The sequence below is a fragment of the Peribacillus sp. NPDC101481 genome (assembly GCF_044767165.1).
GTDB lineage: Bacteria > Bacillota > Bacilli > Bacillales > DSM-1321 > Peribacillus.
In genome coordinates this window covers 427,658-442,276 of sequence record NZ_JBIWNJ010000003.1, presented here as the reverse complement: position 1 = coordinate 442,276, position 14,619 = coordinate 427,658, and the positions used below count along the sequence as shown (strand labels likewise).

Here is a 14,619-nt window from a genome sequence, read left to right as displayed (position 1 = left end):
TACTGATTTTGATTCATTTCTTAAAGAGCATATTTTTCAGCTTCGATTACCTTGACGGAAGCTTCACGTTTTTTCGCAATGACATTGATCGGATTATGCCTTGTCAGCTTACGGAGCGACGCAAGCATGATGCGAAGAGTATCGCCTGTTTCCACTGCGATTAACGTTTCCTTTGCGTGCTGTTCTATTTCATTGAAAGCTTCCTGAACGAAGATTTCTGTGTAAAGCACTTTTTGTTTGTTCTTCTCCAGACCTGTAGCTGCTATTGCTTTTTCCGTACGCAATACCACGGATTCCGCTGCATAGGCAAGGGATGCGATATCAGCAATGTTGGAGAGGATTTCTTGTTCTTGATCAAGAGTTTTGCCGTATTTCTGTGCAGCAAGGCCAGCTGCCAGAATCCCGATTTTCTTAGCATTTCTAACAAGCATTTTTTCTTGTGCCAATGGCTCATCACCAGGTTCTTCCGGCATCATCATCATTAATTCCTCTTGCAGGCTTTGAGCCTTTTGAAGAAGCGGCAATTCCCCTTTAAGTGCTTTCTTCAGGAAAGTTCCAGGGACAAGCAATCGATTGATTTCATTTGTACCTTCAAAGATCCGGTTAATCCGGGAATCACGATATGCTTTTTCAATTTCATACTCCTGCATGAAACCATAGCCACCATGAAGCTGTACGCCTTCGTCCGTAACATAATCCAACACTTCGGAAGCGAAGAATTTATTCAATGAACACTCAATGGCATATTCAGCGATTGCAGCAGCCATTGATTTCCCATCTTTCACTTGCTCATCCGTCAATTTGCTTTGTCTTTGTTCATAAAGGCCAACGGTACGGTATACAGAGCTTTCTGCTGCATAAATTTTGGATGCCATTGTTGCAAGTTTTTCTTTCGTCAAGTTAAAATCGGAAATTTTCGTTTTGAACTGTTGACGTTGATTCGTATAAGCTGCTGTAATCTCAAGGGCACGTTTAGATCCGCCGACAGCACCGACACCTAATTTATAACGGCCGATATTCAGGATATTGAAAGCGATGACATGTCCTTTTCCGGCTACACCCAAAAGGTTTTCGACTGGCACATGTACATCTTCAAGGATTAATGTACGTGTAGATGAGCTTTTGATTCCCATTTTCTTCTCTTCAGCACCAGTTGATACGCCATCATAATCACGCTCAACTATGAAAGCGGAGAATTGTTCGCCGTCGATTTTGGCGTATACACAGAAGACATCTGCAAAACCTGCATTTGTAATCCATTGTTTTTCACCATTTAAAATATAGTGTGTTCCTTCGGCATTCAATTTCGCTGTCGTTTTTGCTCCCAAGGCATCTGAACCTGAGCTTGGTTCCGTTAAGGCATACGCTGCAATCTTCTCACCCGTTGCCAGTAAAGGGAGGTATTTTTTCTTTTGTTCTTCATTCCCGAATAATACGATCGGCAAAGATCCGATACCTACATGTGCACCATGCGTAATTCCAAAGCCGCCTGAAAGTGCCATTTTTTCTGTAATCAATGCCGAACTGATTTTATCAAGACCCAATCCGCTGTATTCCTCAGGAACGTCAGCACCAAGTAAACCGATTTCACCTGCATGTTTCAGTAATTTAACGGAACGGTCAAATTCATGGTTTTCTAAATGTTCAACCTGCGGCAGAATTTCATTCTCTACGAAATCCTCGGTAGTTTTGGCGATCATTTTATGCTCATCAGAATAATCTTCCGGTGTAAACACTTGATCATACGTAATATCTTCTACTAAAAAGGCTCCGCCTTTAATGAGGTTATCTGTAGTTTGATTGGACATGTTATTTCCTCCTAAGTATTTAAGATAGTAAATCCGCCGGAAGCATGACAGCTTCCGGGAGGGGGGGATTAAGCCAATAATTCAAATACTCCAGCAGCACCCATTCCGCCGCCGATACACATTGTCACGACTCCGAACTGTTGGTTTCTGCGCTTCATTTCATGTAGCAGGCTTAATGTCAGTTTTGCCCCCGAACATCCTAGTGGATGGCCTAAGGCGATGGCTCCGCCATTTACATTGACAATCTCTTCATTCAAACCGAGCTCACGAATGATTTGAATGGATTGGGAAGCAAAGGCTTCATTCAATTCAAATAAACCAATATCCGATAACTCAAGACCCGCTAGCTTCAAAGCTTTAGGAATGGCTGCAATCGGTCCGATACCCATGATTTCAGGCGGTACTCCCGCTACAGCAAAGGAACGGAACTTACCCATCGGTTTCATCCCTAATGAAGAGGCCTTTTCCCCATCCATGACCATGACCGCGGCTGCACCATCACTCGTTTGTGAGGAATTCCCTGCTGTTACGGAGCCTGTAACAGAGAATGCAGGTCTTAGTTTTTTTAGCACTTCAGCAGTGGTGCCTGGACGAACGCCCTCATCCTGTGTAAATGTAAATGTTTTTTCCTTTAACTTAAGATCTGGTCCCACTGAACGAAGGGTTACGTCAACCGGCACGATCTCATCCGAAAACTTTCCTTCTGCAATGGCCTTCGCCGCCTTTTGATGACTACGAACAGAAAATGCATCTTGATCGTCACGGGAAATGCCGTATTTTTTTGCAACGGCTTCAGCAGTGTGGCCCATACCCATATAATATTCCGGTGCCGTTTCCGCAAGTCTCGCGTTCGGACGTGTTACATGGCCCATCATTGGCAAAAGGCTCATGGATTCCGCTCCGCCTGCAATGACAGTATCACTTTGGCCGAGCATGATCCTTTCCGCTCCATATGCGATGCTTTGCAGCCCGCTTGAACAGTAACGATTAATCGTTATGGCCGGTACTGTATAAGGTAATCCTGCCAATGCACCAATGTTACGAGCCATGTTCAATCCTTGCTCCGCTTCAGGCATTGCACAACCGATAATCAGGTCATCGATGGTGCCTTCATAATTTCCTGCACGCTTTAACGTTTCCTTTACGACAAGAGCCCCTAAATCATCAGGACGTACACTGGCAAGAGAACCTTTTTTCGCTCTTCCAACCGGAGTCCTTGCTCCAGCTACTATTACCGCTTCTTTCATGAGGATCCCCCTTACTCATTTTTAAGCTATTGATCTATTAATCTTCGTTTTGGCCATTTCTTCGTCCATTCATCAATTACGGAGTGGTTTGCCTTTAACAAGCATATGCTGCATCCTTGCTTGGGATTTCGGAGTCGAAACCAGTTTCAGGAATGCCTGTTTTTCTAGGTTCAAGATGTATTGTTCATCTACTTCCGTGCCAAATGGGAGTTTTCCCCCCGCCAGCACATATGCAAGCTCTTTGGCTATGACAAGGTCATGTTCTGATAAGAAACCTGAAAGGCGCATGGATTCCGCCCCTAATAGAAGTGCGGCATATCCCGTTTCACCTACGACAGGGATTTTTGTGCGGGCCGGAGCGATATAGCCTTGTTCATGCATGGAAATTACCGCCTGTTTCGCATCATATAGCTGATGATCCGCATTTACGCTTATTCCATCCGCTGAATTAAGGAAATTGTTCCCTCTCGCTTCCTCGGCGGAGGTAGAAACTTTTGCCATGGCGACCGTTTCAAATACTTGGTTGGCCACTTTCTGTAAGTCGAAGTCGACGCCCTTCGGCATATTCCTCAACGTCTTCACATAAAGTTCTTTAGTCCCGCCGCCGCCTGGAATCAAACCTACACCAGCTTCCACTAGTCCCATATACGTTTCTGTCGTTGCCTGGATGCGCGCTGCCGGAAGGGATACTTCAGCTCCCCCGCCAAGTGTCATATTAAACGGTGCAACCACTACAGGAACAGCACTGTACTTGATTTTAAGCATCGCCTTTTGGAATTGGCTGATGACCATATCGAGTTCAAAAATGTTGTCATCCTGTGCTTCCATCAGCATCATTGCAATATTAGCGCCTACACAGAAGTTCTTTCCTTGGTTTCCGATGACCAAGCCTTTAAAATTCGCTTCCGCTTCGTCGACCGCCGCATTGATCATTTGTATGATATCCAGACCGATTGCATTATTCGGTGAAGTGAATTCAAGAAGAGCCACTCCATCGCCGATATCCATCAGGCTTGCACCACTGTTTTTCTTGATTACGCCTTTTTGTTTCTTTATCGCTTTAAGATTCATCACTTTAGGATTTGCAACAAGTTCCTTATATTCACCATTATCATAATAGTGAACTATGCCATTTTCTTCTTTATAGAAGGAAGTGATGCCTTTAGCGAGCATATCCTTCACCCATTGCGGAACGGTGATGCCTTCCGCCTCCATTCGGGCTACCGATTTTTCTACCCCTATCGCATCCCATGTTTCAAATGGTCCTGTTGACCATCCGAAGCCCCATTTCATCGCTTGATCGATCGCCACGATGTCATCCGCGATGTCCCCAAGCAGCTGGGCAGAATACACAAGCGCCGGATTCAGGACATTCCAAAGTAATTGGCCGGTACGGTCTTCGCTATAAACAAGCGCTTTCATTTTATTTTCAAAGCCCTTGGCCTGTTTAGCCATTTCAATGGAAGGCGTTTTTAATCTTTTTCGTGCATCATATTCAAGGGTATCGGGATTCAGTTCAAGGATTTCCTTTCCTTTTTTCAAGAAAAATCCTTGGCCTGACTTGCTTCCAAGCCACCCATTCTTAAGCATTTCATTCATGAAATCAGGTATTTTGAAAACTTCTTTTTCTTCTCCATCCACCTGTTCATATACGTTTCTGGCAACATGTGCAAAGGTATCCAATCCAACTACATCAAGTGTCCGGAAAGTCGCACTAGTTGCCCTTCCAATCAACGGACCTGTAACCGAATCGACCTCACCAACACTGTATCCGCCTTTTTGCATTTCCCGCAGAGTGACCAATAAACCATAAGTTCCGATTCGGTTTGCGATAAAGTTAGGGGTATCCTTGGCTTCGACGACACCTTTTCCCAGTACATCTTCGCCGAATCGTTTCATGTATTCGAGCACTTCTGGTGAAGTTGCTTTAGTTGGAATAAGCTCCAACAACTTAAGATAACGCGGCGGATTGAAGAAGTGGGTTCCCAGGAAGTGCTTTTGAAAGTCCTCCGAACGGCCTTCTGCCATTGCTTCAATTGATATTCCGGAGGTATTCGATGAAACGATGCTTCCTGGTTTACGATGCTGATCAACCTGGGCGAACACACTTTGCTTAACCTCAAGCTTCTCAACGACCACTTCGATGATCCAATCGACATCCTTTAAACGACTTATATCATCTTCCAGGTTTCCTGCCTCGATCAACGCAATGTTTCCCTTAGCCGAAAGCGGAGCTGGTTTCTGTTTTAAAAGTTTCGTAATCGCTGTTTGGCTGATGCGGTTACGCACTTGTTTATTATCTAATGTCAGTCCCTTTTTCTTTTCATCCTCAGTTAGTTCACGAGGTACAATATCCAATAATAAAGTCGGAATGCCGATGTTAGCAAGGTGTGCAGCAATCCCTGATCCCATAACTCCTGACCCTAGAACAGCAGCCTTTCGAATTTGTCGAACCAAGTTCATATCCCCCTTACGCAATTTATTGAATGAATGCTCATTCATTTTTAATTCAAAAAAATTTTGAATATTTTTTCTTATTACTAATATAGAATATATTTGGAAATTCCGCAATGATTAAACAGGAAAAAAATATTTTTTTCTCCGAGTTACTTCGGTTATTTCTCCTCCGTTCAGTAAAAAATAACCGGGGTGGAGGTGACTTATATAATGAAGCGTAAAGATAATCCTTCTAAAGCAGCCGTAAGCGCAGCAAGCGTTAAAGGCAATGCCGGCCCTGGCGCTGAACGTCAACACGGAATCAATAAAGTGAACAGCCAGAACAATCAGTTCAAAAGATAATCTTTCTTAATTTGAGCAGCCGTCCCTTTTCCGGGGCGGCTCTCGCTTCCTATTTCTTGAATAGGCCTTTTAAAACGAAAGCAATATTGGCCGGTCTCTCTGCAAGGCGGCGCATGAAGTATCCATACCAATCCGTACCATAAGGAACATACACCCTTACCTTATATCCTTCTTTAGCAAGTTCGAGCTGCTTTTCATTGCGGATGCCATATAACATTTGGAATTCAAATCGATCACGGGGAATTCCCTGATCTTTGACCAAGTCCCTCGTATAATCAATGATCTTGTCATCATGTGTGGCAACGGCTGTGTAATTGCCATTTTGCATATGCTTCTTGATGATTTTCTTGAAATTCTCATCCACATCTTTTTTCTCGGGAAAAGCCACTTCCCTTGGTTCTTTATAAGCCCCTTTAACAAGCCTTAGATTCGGATGGTATGCATCCAGCTCCTCAATATCCTTCTCAGTCCGATACAGATAAGCTTGGATGACAGTCCCCAATTCATTATATTCAGACTTCAGGTTTTTGAATACATCCAAAGTCGGCTGACAGCGCGGAAAATCTTCCATATCAAGCGTCACGAAAACCTGATGGGCTTTAGCTTCATCCAAGATCCTCCGCATGTTATTCATTACGACTCGTTCGGACACATCCAAGCCCATCGAGGTCAGCTTCAGGGATAACTGTGAATCCAGTTCATTTCTGCCAATCATGCGGATTGCTTCAATGCACTCATCTGCCATCTTCCCTGCTTCTTGTTCATCTTCAATGAATTCACCTAAATAATCAATAGTGACGGCAAGCCCTTTCCGGTTAAGATCTGCAATCACTTCACATGCCATATCCAAGGATTCTCCTGCCACGAAACGAGATGCCCCAAACCGCAGCCCGTATTTTTTCGCTGCCTTTGTCATGCCCTTGTTCTTTGATAAAAAAAGGAATAGATTTTTCAATATTCTTTCCACTGCATTCCCCTCCAAATCATTTTGGAAAATAGATGCACAAGATTATTTTACCATTTAATGCACTTTTCAGATATTTAGAATCAAGAATAAAAAAAATCCAGAAGGGAAAATTAAGCTCGTTTAAAGAACACTTAAGGAGGTAGCAATGATGGAACAGCAAAATTCGTTTAACAGCCAACAGCAGTCCACCGGCTTTATGAAACAGCCGCCGGAAATGGTTACGGTGAAAGATAGCTTATACTTAACCGATATGCTTGCATGGAATCTGAATGCAATTAAAAAAGCACATTTTTTTGCCACACAATGCAAGGACCCGCAAATCATTGATGCTTTAAATCGGTGCGGACTCATGCATCAACGTCATTACGATACCATATTGAAACATTTGAACCCCGACCAAAATCAGGGTCAACAACAATATCAGTAAAGGAGGGTTCTTGATGCCCAATGAAAACAAAGTCCAAAATCCAGAATCTCCCGTGGCAAAGACGCCGCAAATGAATGACAGGGATTTTATAAATGATATGCTTTCAACTGAAAAGTACTTTTGCAACTCCCTTTCCGTTGCCCTGCATGAAATGAGTAACCAAGCCTTATTCCAAGACATTTTCTCCGTTGCCAAAGAAAATCAAGAGATGCAGCGTGAACTCTATAACCTTATGTTCGAAAAAGGCTGGTATAGTTTAGAAAAGGCGCAAGCTACCAGCTTAAGCCAATCGTTTCAACAATTTTCCGGTTATAAAAATCAATTTCCAACTGGAACGAACATTCAATAAGCAAACATTCAGGGGAGATTCTGCTCCTTTTGTTTTTTTTGCTACAAATAAAGCCGGCCCATCGGGGGCCGGCTTTATATTTAGATATCCGTTGAAAACATATACTTCTTATAGTGATACCGAATGCTGAATATTAAGCCCATGGCCATCATGTTCCCCATTAGCGAGCTTCCTCCATAACTGACAAATGGAAGCGGAATTCCCGTTATTGGTAAAAGGCCTACAGTCATGCCGATATTTTGAAAAACGTGAAACGTCAACATGCTTATAACGCCAACACAGATATATGTATAGAAGTTATTTTTCGTGTCCATTCCCGTTTTTGTTATATGGTAAATCAATAGGAAAAACAAGGAAATAATGATACTTGATCCGATGAAGCCGAATTCTTCACCGATGATGCTGAAAATGAAATCCGAATGACTCTCAGGCAAATACACTTCCCTCGAGCCGATTCCCTTGCCTGTGGTCTGGCCGGAGCCGATGGCCAGTAAAGATTTGGTTAAGTGATATCCTTCGGAGCTGGCATAATTATATGGATCCAGCCAAGAATAGATACGGCCGAATTGATAGGATTTTACCCCTAGGTATTTTTCCAGGATTTCCGGCTTCCAAAGGACAAAGTATAGGACCGTTGAAGCGACGACAATTCCTCCTGAAACGATCGGCAGCAGGATCTTCCATGTTACCCCTGAAATGAAAATCATTCCGAGCATGATTGACATGATGACAAGCGAGGTACCCAAATCTGGCTGTTGCATGATTAACAATAAGGGGGCACCGGTCACTAGACCGATTTTAATAAGCAGCCAGATATCCGTTTGAATCGTTTTCAGCGTGTTTTTGAGATGATGGTTTGAGATGACATTCGCTAAAGCCAGGATGAGGAAAACCTTCATGAATTCCGATGGCTGAATCGAACCGATTCCCGGAATGATGAACCAACTTTTCGCACCATTCCGGACAGGAACGATGCTTTCCGGCATAATGATCAGCAAAAAAAGCAAAAACAATCCGAAGCCATAGGCGTACCAAGATATTTTTTTCAACTGATCAGAATCCAAGGTGATGAAACCTAATACGATTCCGATTCCAACTATATACCAAAAAATTTGTTTAATTAAGAAGTTTTCAGCGTACTGTCCAGTCGTTTGGGCACTATAGATTGCTAAGCAACTTCCAACGCATAATAACAGCAATATTGTGACCAAAGAAAAATCTATTCGTGATGAAAATTTATTTTGTTCTTCCATACTTAACTCTCCCTTAAAAAGGCTCCTGCGATATATCTATAAATACACTTATTCATTATACTTTAAACAAATAAAATCACAACTATATAGAAGAATAGTTTACAGGCTTCATGGAGTTATTTCCATGAAGCCTGTATGCAGAGAGAGCTATGCATGTGATTCCTTTGATTTTCTCCGTTTCAGCAATAAGCTGACCAATCCATGGTTTGGGGAAAAGAGAAAGGCCATTCCGAATAATATGGCGGCCGACCCCACCATGCAGCCTGAAATCGAGGCATCCAAAATGGTGGCAGAATAGTAGCCGATGACGGAACTTAGCACCCCTACCCCGATACTGACCAATATCATGCTGCTTAAACGGTCTGACAGCAGGTATGCTGTTGCCGCAGGTATGATGAGCATTCCAACTACTAAAATGGAACCTACACTATCAAAAGAAGCTACAGTTGTCAGTGAGATGAGGCTCATCAATAAGTAATGGAAGAACAGTACAGGAATACCCATTGCAGCCGCAAGTGACGGATCAAAAGACACGAGTTTAAACTGTTTGAAGAAAAGGAAGATCAGTACGAGATTCAGGATGAAACAACTGCCGACTATCCAAACAGCTTTTGGTCCAACTTCGATTCCCGCGATTGTCATTGTGTTCCAGGGAGTATAGGCTATTTCGCCATAAAGGACATGTTCCAGGTCAAAATCTATTTGTTGCGTATACAGGCTCACAAGTACGATTCCCGTTGCAAAAAGGGAAGTAAATACAATCCCGATCGCTGCGTCAGCTTGAACGCCCGACGATTGGAAAAGCTGGATCAAGAATACGGTAAGCAAGCCGAGCGCAGCAGCCCCGATCAGCATTGGAACCGAATCACGGGTCCCCGTTATTAAAAATGCCAATACGATTCCCGGCAAAACAGAATGACTGATGGCATCCCCAATCAACGTCATTTTCCTGACTATCAAAAAGCATCCTAATACACTGCAAGAACCCGCCACTAATGCTCCGACTAAGATAATCCAAAAATCATTCATGATGTGTGGCTCCCTTTCCTTCTATCCTGTTCGAGAGAATATTTCTTTTTCGTCGATACCCTTCTCCATACAGATGAAAGCACTCCGCGTTTAGGTGCAAAAAGCATGGAAAAGAAAAACCATACCGTCGCGGATAAGACAATTAACGGTCCTGTTGGCAAATCATTGACTGATGTACTGATCAACGTTCCAGACACACCGCTCAACATTCCGAATACACCAGACAGGATAACCATGATATGCAGCCGCTCCGTCCAATACCTCGCGGAAACCGCAGGAGTTATCAGTAAAGATGCCATCAATACGACGCCTACAGCCTGGATACCGATCACTACAGCTGCCACGATCAGCATCATGATGAAATAATCCAGAAAAACAACCGGCAATCCCATCCCCTTAGCAAACCCAGGGTCAAAGGACAGTAATTTGAATTCTTTAAAAAATATGGTACAAGTGAAAATGAGAATGAAGGAAACCGTCATCATCATATATACATCGGACATGACCATTGACGCCGTCTGTCCGAATAAAAAGGTATCCAATCCACTCTGGTTTCCATACTCGCTCTGCTGGATCTGCGTAAGCATGACAATTCCGAAGCCAAAGAAAGAAGATAAGACGATTCCCAATGCTGCATCCTGCTTGATCTTACTGTATCTCGTAAGCACACTGATCAAGAAGACAGCCACTAGCCCTGCCAAGGCAGCACCTATTAGAAAGTAGGAAGTGGATTTCACTCCAGTTAACATAAAGGCGACACAGATACCGGGTAACGCTGCATGTGCGAGCGTGTCGCCAAGCAAAGACTGCTTTCTGAGGTAGGCAAAGCTGCCGATGACCCCGCTGCTTAATCCGAGGAACATCGTGCCAAGCAATATCCACCTTGTATTTGGATCAGTAATAATATCCAGTATGTTCATCGTGTACACCTCATTTTAATAAAAGGCCGGACTTAGTGTCTGATAGTATTGCTAGACGGCCTCCATACGTTGCCTGTAAGTATTCGGGAATGAACACTTCTTCTGTCGGACCTATTTTCATCACCTTTTTATTCAATAACATCGTCCAGTCGAAATATTCCTTCACGGTGGATAGGTCATGGTGCACAACAAGGACTGTTTTGCCTTTTTCCTTCAATTCCATCAGCAATTGTATGATTGCTTTCTCAGTTGCCGCATCCACCCCTACGAACGGTTCATCCATAAAGTAAATATCCGCTTCCTGTGCCAATGCACGGGCCAGGAATATCCGTTGCTGCTGTCCACCTGATAGCTGGCTGATCTGGCGGTTAGCGTATTCAGCCATTCCCACCTTATCCAGGCACTCCATCCCCTTCTGCCTTTCGGACTTCCCTGGTCGCTTCAGCCATCCGAGATGACCATATCTGCCCATCATCACGACATCGAGTGCGTTGGTTGGAAAATCCCAATCCACTGACTCACGCTGTGGTACATAGCCAATACTCTTCCTCATCGATTTATAAGTCGAACCCTTTATTGTGATTTGCCCCGATATTTTTGGGATCAATTCCAGTATTCCCTTTATCAAAGTGGACTTCCCTGCTCCATTGGGGCCTATGATACCGATTAAATTCCCTTCCGGCACCTCAAATGAGACATCTTCGACAACCGGCTTCTTATGATATGCAATCGTTAAATTCTCGACCTTCAAAGCTGCTTGATTCATAGTTTCTCCCCCTTATTTCAATGCACGGACGATGGTGTCTGTATTATGACGGACCATCCCGATATACGTTCCTTCTTCCGTCCCTTTTTCACCCATTGCATCCGAGAATAATTCACCGCCGATTTCCACTTTGTGGCCCTGCTTCCCTGCACCTTGAATGACAGCCTCGATAGCCTTCCTTGGTACGCTTGACTCAATGAAAATCGCTTTTATTTTGTTCTCCACAAGATAATTCCGCATATCAGTAACATCTTTTGATCCATATTCCGATAATGTATTGATTCCTTGGAGACCCCTTACGTCCAGGCCATATGACTTACCGTAGTATCCAAAAGCATCATGTGCTGTAACGAGCACCCGTTGATCTTCTGGAATTTTATTAATTTCATCTTGAACATATTTATCAAGTTCCTCCAATTGCAGGACGTACTCTTCATAATTTTCACGAAACTTTGCTTCATGGTCCGGATCATTGGCAATCAACTCTTTCTTGACTGTGTCCGCCGCTACGATCCAAAGCTTTACATCAAACCATACGTGGGGATCATGCTCCGTAGCACTCACTTTACGAAGCTGGTTCTCCTTGAAGTCCTCCGTTACGGCAATCGTCGGTTTATCCTTGCTCATCATTTCGAATATATCCGTCATTTTCCCTTCAAGATGCACACCATTATAAAAAATCATATCAGCCGAATCCAGTGTCTCCACATCACCCTGTGTCGCTTTATATAGATGGGGGTCGACTCCCGGTCCCATTAAACTGGTGACCTCGACATGTTTACCGCCGATATTCTCAACCAAATCCCCAATCATTCCCGTTGTTGTAACGACATTTAGCTTGCCATTGCCTTTATCCCTATCGGCTGTATCATTACCGCACCCCGTTAAAATCAGCAATGCAGCAAGCACACCCCCAATAGATTTTAGAAAACCCATCCATATTCCCTCCTCTTTTTCATTTCCCTAAAAATGTTTGCCGAACGCAAAATTAAGTGTAAATTTTTTTACATTGTCGTAAATGCTAAAAAGTTTCCTCTACACAACTTATTTTATACTATACACAAATATACAAAAAAAGTGCAACTATTTTTTAAACATTTCAAAAAGGCGAATGACTTTTACACACAATAAAAACTGTCAGAAATCTCACTAGGGAGCTCCCTGACAGCCAGTCATTCCGTACATGAAACGTAACGATGAAGTTATATTTATATTGTGGAGTTTTAATGGTGAATATAATATAGGGGAGCTATTTCTGGACGACATGAAATTCACGAGTAAATGTGTGAATTTCACGAGTAAAATGCCAAAATTCACGAGTAAACGTGGTTTCCTCGCGTAATACCGCGGAATTCTTGACTGGCATTGCCACTCATTTTTCCTGTTTCAATGAAATTGCCAAGTACGCAAATCCCAATTCGATTCCGCAAAGCACAACCAGGGTGATTAAAGTTTGGAACATCATGATTTCCTCCTCCTCTAAGACTTAAACAAATCTTAAAGGATGAAACCAATACCAGAACAAGACCTTATTTGAAGAAATCTTCAGCAGTCCCACACTGTTCCCTTGCCCTGAAATGGGTTTCATACTGTACAATAAAAAAAAAGAAAAAACGGTGATACCATGACAAATATTAAAGAAATAGCTCAATGTGCTGGTGTATCTGTCTCAACAGTGTCTCGTGTATTGAATGATCATCCATATGTAAGCCCCGATAAAAGAAAGAGCGTCTTAGAAGCGATCAATCGTTTGAATTATACGAGAAACATCAACGCCATTCATCTTTCAAAAGGCAAGACCAATCTTATCGGCATCATCATCCCCTTCAACAATCACCCATATTACGGGGCAATCGTTAACGGAATCACTAAACAGGCAAATGCAATCGGCTGTCATATCGTCATCTTTCAAACAAATTATGATAGAGAGAAAGAAATCCAGGCTTTTAATATGCTGCAAATGAAGCAGCTCGATGGCATTATCGTTTGTTCAAGGATTTCAGAAATGAAAATCCTCTTGGAATATCAAAAATACGGACCGATTATTTTATGTGAAGATACAGCTCAGGCTGAATTCTCATCCATCAGCATTGATCATTATGCAGCTTTCTCCTGTGCCCTTGAGTACGTGATCGCTAAAGGATATAAGAAAATCGGATACAGCCTCGGCCGTAAAAAAAGCAGAAATAGTTCCCACCGCACAAAAGCCTTTAACGATATCATGAGTAAACATCAACTGATAAACAATAAAGAATGGCTGTTTGAAGGCAGTTATCACATCAAAGACGGTGAACAATTGTTTCAGGAATGGAATTCGATGATGGATAAACCTGAAGCCATCATCATCACGAATGATGACACGGCGGCAGGATTCATTCTTACCGCTAAGAAATCGGGTATAAGGGTACCGGAAGATGTGGCCATTCTCGGCTTCAATAATGATAGCCTTGGCGAAATGCTCGACATCACGACCATTTCCTTACCGCTGGAATGGATTGGGAAAATGGCAGTGGACCTATTTGAGAATCCTGGAGAGGTCAAACATGTAAAACTGGACTACGCCCTAATAAAAAGGAAAACCGTTTAGCTATCAGGATGCTTTATTTTAGTATATCGTCACTTGAATTCTTCCTTACTGCCATCATTCAACTAGGAAAAAATAACCACATAAAATAATCATTGCGATATCCCAGAAGTTATTTTATAATTTTGATATAGTAAAGTTTACTCAATTACTAGCAATCTATTAACGATTGCATGAATTTCATGAGTACAATCGTCCGGCGTCACCTATTAAACTGACGCAAACGATTTTAGAAAATTGAATACTTCCTCATTTACCGATGAGTTAGAGGCTGCAGCTTATAAAAGTAAAACGGACGAGATTCTGGAAAATTAAAGACTCCGTTTGAAAGGATAAGTTGCCGAAGTTAGGGTATATTCCATGTATATTCTTGCTGGCGGTGTAACCGAAAAGGAACACCACTGTCACGTTTTTTCAAAAAAGCGTGGGGAGCTATCTTCGGAAGGATAAACGGGTTTATTATAAACAGC

At 42.7% G+C, this 14,619-nt stretch carries 13 protein-coding genes and 1 riboswitch; of the genes, 4 read left to right on the top strand and 9 right to left on the bottom strand.

Annotated elements, in window-relative coordinates; translation table 11 throughout:
• Positions 1 to 20: 20 nt before the first annotated feature.
• From ACIROD_RS20835 to ACIROD_RS20825, 3 genes are all read right to left on the bottom strand, one after another.
• On the bottom strand, positions 21 to 1,808 hold the full coding sequence (locus ACIROD_RS20835; RefSeq protein WP_101223660.1) for an acyl-CoA dehydrogenase family protein: 1,788 nt from the start codon (positions 1,806 to 1,808) through the stop codon (positions 21 to 23).
• A 68-nt stretch (positions 1,809 to 1,876) separates the two neighbouring features.
• Positions 1,877 to 3,055 carry an acetyl-CoA C-acetyltransferase gene (locus ACIROD_RS20830; protein ID WP_101223661.1) on the bottom strand — a complete coding sequence of 393 codons (1,179 nt, stop codon included), beginning with the start codon at positions 3,053 to 3,055 and terminating at the stop codon, positions 1,877 to 1,879.
• A 72-nt stretch (positions 3,056 to 3,127) separates the two neighbouring features.
• Positions 3,128 to 5,518 (bottom strand): 3-hydroxyacyl-CoA dehydrogenase/enoyl-CoA hydratase family protein, encoded by a 2,391-nt coding sequence (locus ACIROD_RS20825; protein ID WP_402943676.1) that lies wholly within the window; start codon positions 5,516 to 5,518, stop codon positions 3,128 to 3,130.
• 201 nt (positions 5,519 to 5,719) lie between these two features.
• On the opposite strand from ACIROD_RS20825, the gene ACIROD_RS20820 reads away from it, so the two are divergent.
• A complete protein-coding gene (locus ACIROD_RS20820; protein ID WP_072273724.1) occupies positions 5,720 to 5,854 on the top strand; it encodes a YuzL family protein in 135 nt (44 codons plus the stop codon).
• A gap of 49 nt (positions 5,855 to 5,903) precedes the next feature.
• Here ACIROD_RS20820 and ACIROD_RS20815 read toward each other — a convergent pair whose 3' ends face one another.
• On the bottom strand, positions 5,904 to 6,770 hold the full coding sequence (locus ACIROD_RS20815) for a proline dehydrogenase family protein (RefSeq protein ID WP_402944053.1): 867 nt from the start codon (positions 6,768 to 6,770) through the stop codon (positions 5,904 to 5,906).
• A gap of 199 nt (positions 6,771 to 6,969) precedes the next feature.
• Here ACIROD_RS20815 and ACIROD_RS20810 point away from each other — a divergent pair, with 199 nt between their 5' ends.
• Positions 6,970 to 7,248, top strand: coding sequence for a hypothetical protein (locus ACIROD_RS20810; protein ID WP_101223664.1), 279 nt, complete (start codon positions 6,970 to 6,972; stop codon positions 7,246 to 7,248).
• A 13-nt stretch (positions 7,249 to 7,261) separates the two neighbouring features.
• Entirely contained in the window at positions 7,262 to 7,597 is a 336-nt protein-coding gene (locus ACIROD_RS20805; protein ID WP_402943673.1) for a spore coat protein, read from the top strand.
• An 80-nt stretch (positions 7,598 to 7,677) separates the two neighbouring features.
• Here the strand turns inward: ACIROD_RS20805 and ACIROD_RS20800 are convergent, their stop codons facing one another.
• The 5 genes from ACIROD_RS20800 to ACIROD_RS20780 all read right to left on the bottom strand — a co-directional run bounded on the left by ACIROD_RS20800 (position 7,678) and on the right by ACIROD_RS20780 (position 12,501).
• A complete protein-coding gene (locus ACIROD_RS20800) occupies positions 7,678 to 8,850 on the bottom strand; it encodes an FtsW/RodA/SpoVE family cell cycle protein (RefSeq protein ID WP_048688186.1) in 1,173 nt (390 codons plus the stop codon).
• Positions 8,851 to 8,997: 147 nt separating this feature from the next.
• Positions 8,998 to 9,879, bottom strand: coding sequence for a metal ABC transporter permease (locus ACIROD_RS20795; protein WP_402943669.1), 882 nt, complete (start codon positions 9,877 to 9,879; stop codon positions 8,998 to 9,000).
• Positions 9,876 to 10,799, bottom strand: coding sequence for a metal ABC transporter permease (locus ACIROD_RS20790; protein WP_402943666.1), 924 nt, complete (start codon positions 10,797 to 10,799; stop codon positions 9,876 to 9,878). The genes ACIROD_RS20795 and ACIROD_RS20790 overlap by 4 nt, the downstream gene beginning before the upstream one ends.
• 10 nt (positions 10,800 to 10,809) lie before the next feature.
• Positions 10,810 to 11,565 carry a metal ABC transporter ATP-binding protein gene (locus ACIROD_RS20785; protein ID WP_063234010.1) on the bottom strand — a complete coding sequence of 252 codons (756 nt, stop codon included), beginning with the start codon at positions 11,563 to 11,565 and terminating at the stop codon, positions 10,810 to 10,812.
• 12 nt (positions 11,566 to 11,577) lie between these two features.
• Positions 11,578 to 12,501 carry a metal ABC transporter solute-binding protein, Zn/Mn family gene (locus tag ACIROD_RS20780; protein ID WP_402943662.1) on the bottom strand — a complete coding sequence of 308 codons (924 nt, stop codon included), beginning with the start codon at positions 12,499 to 12,501 and terminating at the stop codon, positions 11,578 to 11,580.
• Positions 12,502 to 13,189: 688 nt separating this feature from the next.
• Here ACIROD_RS20780 and ACIROD_RS20775 point away from each other — a divergent pair.
• On the top strand, positions 13,190 to 14,152 hold the full coding sequence (locus tag ACIROD_RS20775; RefSeq protein ID WP_101223671.1) for a LacI family DNA-binding transcriptional regulator: 963 nt from the start codon (positions 13,190 to 13,192) through the stop codon (positions 14,150 to 14,152).
• Between the two features lie 254 nt (positions 14,153 to 14,406).
• A riboswitch (Lysine riboswitch) is annotated at positions 14,407 to 14,592 on the top strand.
• Positions 14,593 to 14,619: the final 27 nt, after the last annotated feature.

Excerpts from the sequence above, each read along its gene's own strand:
- ACIROD_RS20835 (WP_101223660.1), bottom strand. The coding sequence starts at position 1,808 with ATGTCCAATCAAACTACAGATAACCTCATTAAAGGCGGAGCCTTTTTA.
- ACIROD_RS20830 (WP_101223661.1), bottom strand. The coding sequence starts at position 3,055 with ATGAAAGAAGCGGTAATAGTAGCTGGAGCAAGGACTCCGGTTGGAAGA.
- ACIROD_RS20825 (WP_402943676.1), bottom strand. The coding sequence starts at position 5,518 with ATGAACTTGGTTCGACAAATTCGAAAGGCTGCTGTTCTAGGGTCAGGA.
- ACIROD_RS20815 (WP_402944053.1), bottom strand. The coding sequence starts at position 6,770 with ATGACAAAGGCAGCGAAAAAATACGGGCTGCGGTTTGGGGCATCTCGT.
- ACIROD_RS20810 (WP_101223664.1), top strand. The coding sequence starts at position 6,970 with ATGGAACAGCAAAATTCGTTTAACAGCCAACAGCAGTCCACCGGCTTT.
- ACIROD_RS20805 (WP_402943673.1), top strand. The coding sequence starts at position 7,262 with ATGCCCAATGAAAACAAAGTCCAAAATCCAGAATCTCCCGTGGCAAAG.
- ACIROD_RS20800 (WP_048688186.1), bottom strand. The coding sequence starts at position 8,850 with ATGGAAGAACAAAATAAATTTTCATCACGAATAGATTTTTCTTTGGTC.
- ACIROD_RS20795 (WP_402943669.1), bottom strand. The coding sequence starts at position 9,879 with ATGAATGATTTTTGGATTATCTTAGTCGGAGCATTAGTGGCGGGTTCT.
- ACIROD_RS20790 (WP_402943666.1), bottom strand. The coding sequence starts at position 10,799 with ATGAACATACTGGATATTATTACTGATCCAAATACAAGGTGGATATTG.
- ACIROD_RS20785 (WP_063234010.1), bottom strand. The coding sequence starts at position 11,565 with ATGAATCAAGCAGCTTTGAAGGTCGAGAATTTAACGATTGCATATCAT.
- ACIROD_RS20780 (WP_402943662.1), bottom strand. The coding sequence starts at position 12,501 with ATGGGTTTTCTAAAATCTATTGGGGGTGTGCTTGCTGCATTGCTGATT.
- ACIROD_RS20775 (WP_101223671.1), top strand. The coding sequence starts at position 13,190 with ATGACAAATATTAAAGAAATAGCTCAATGTGCTGGTGTATCTGTCTCA.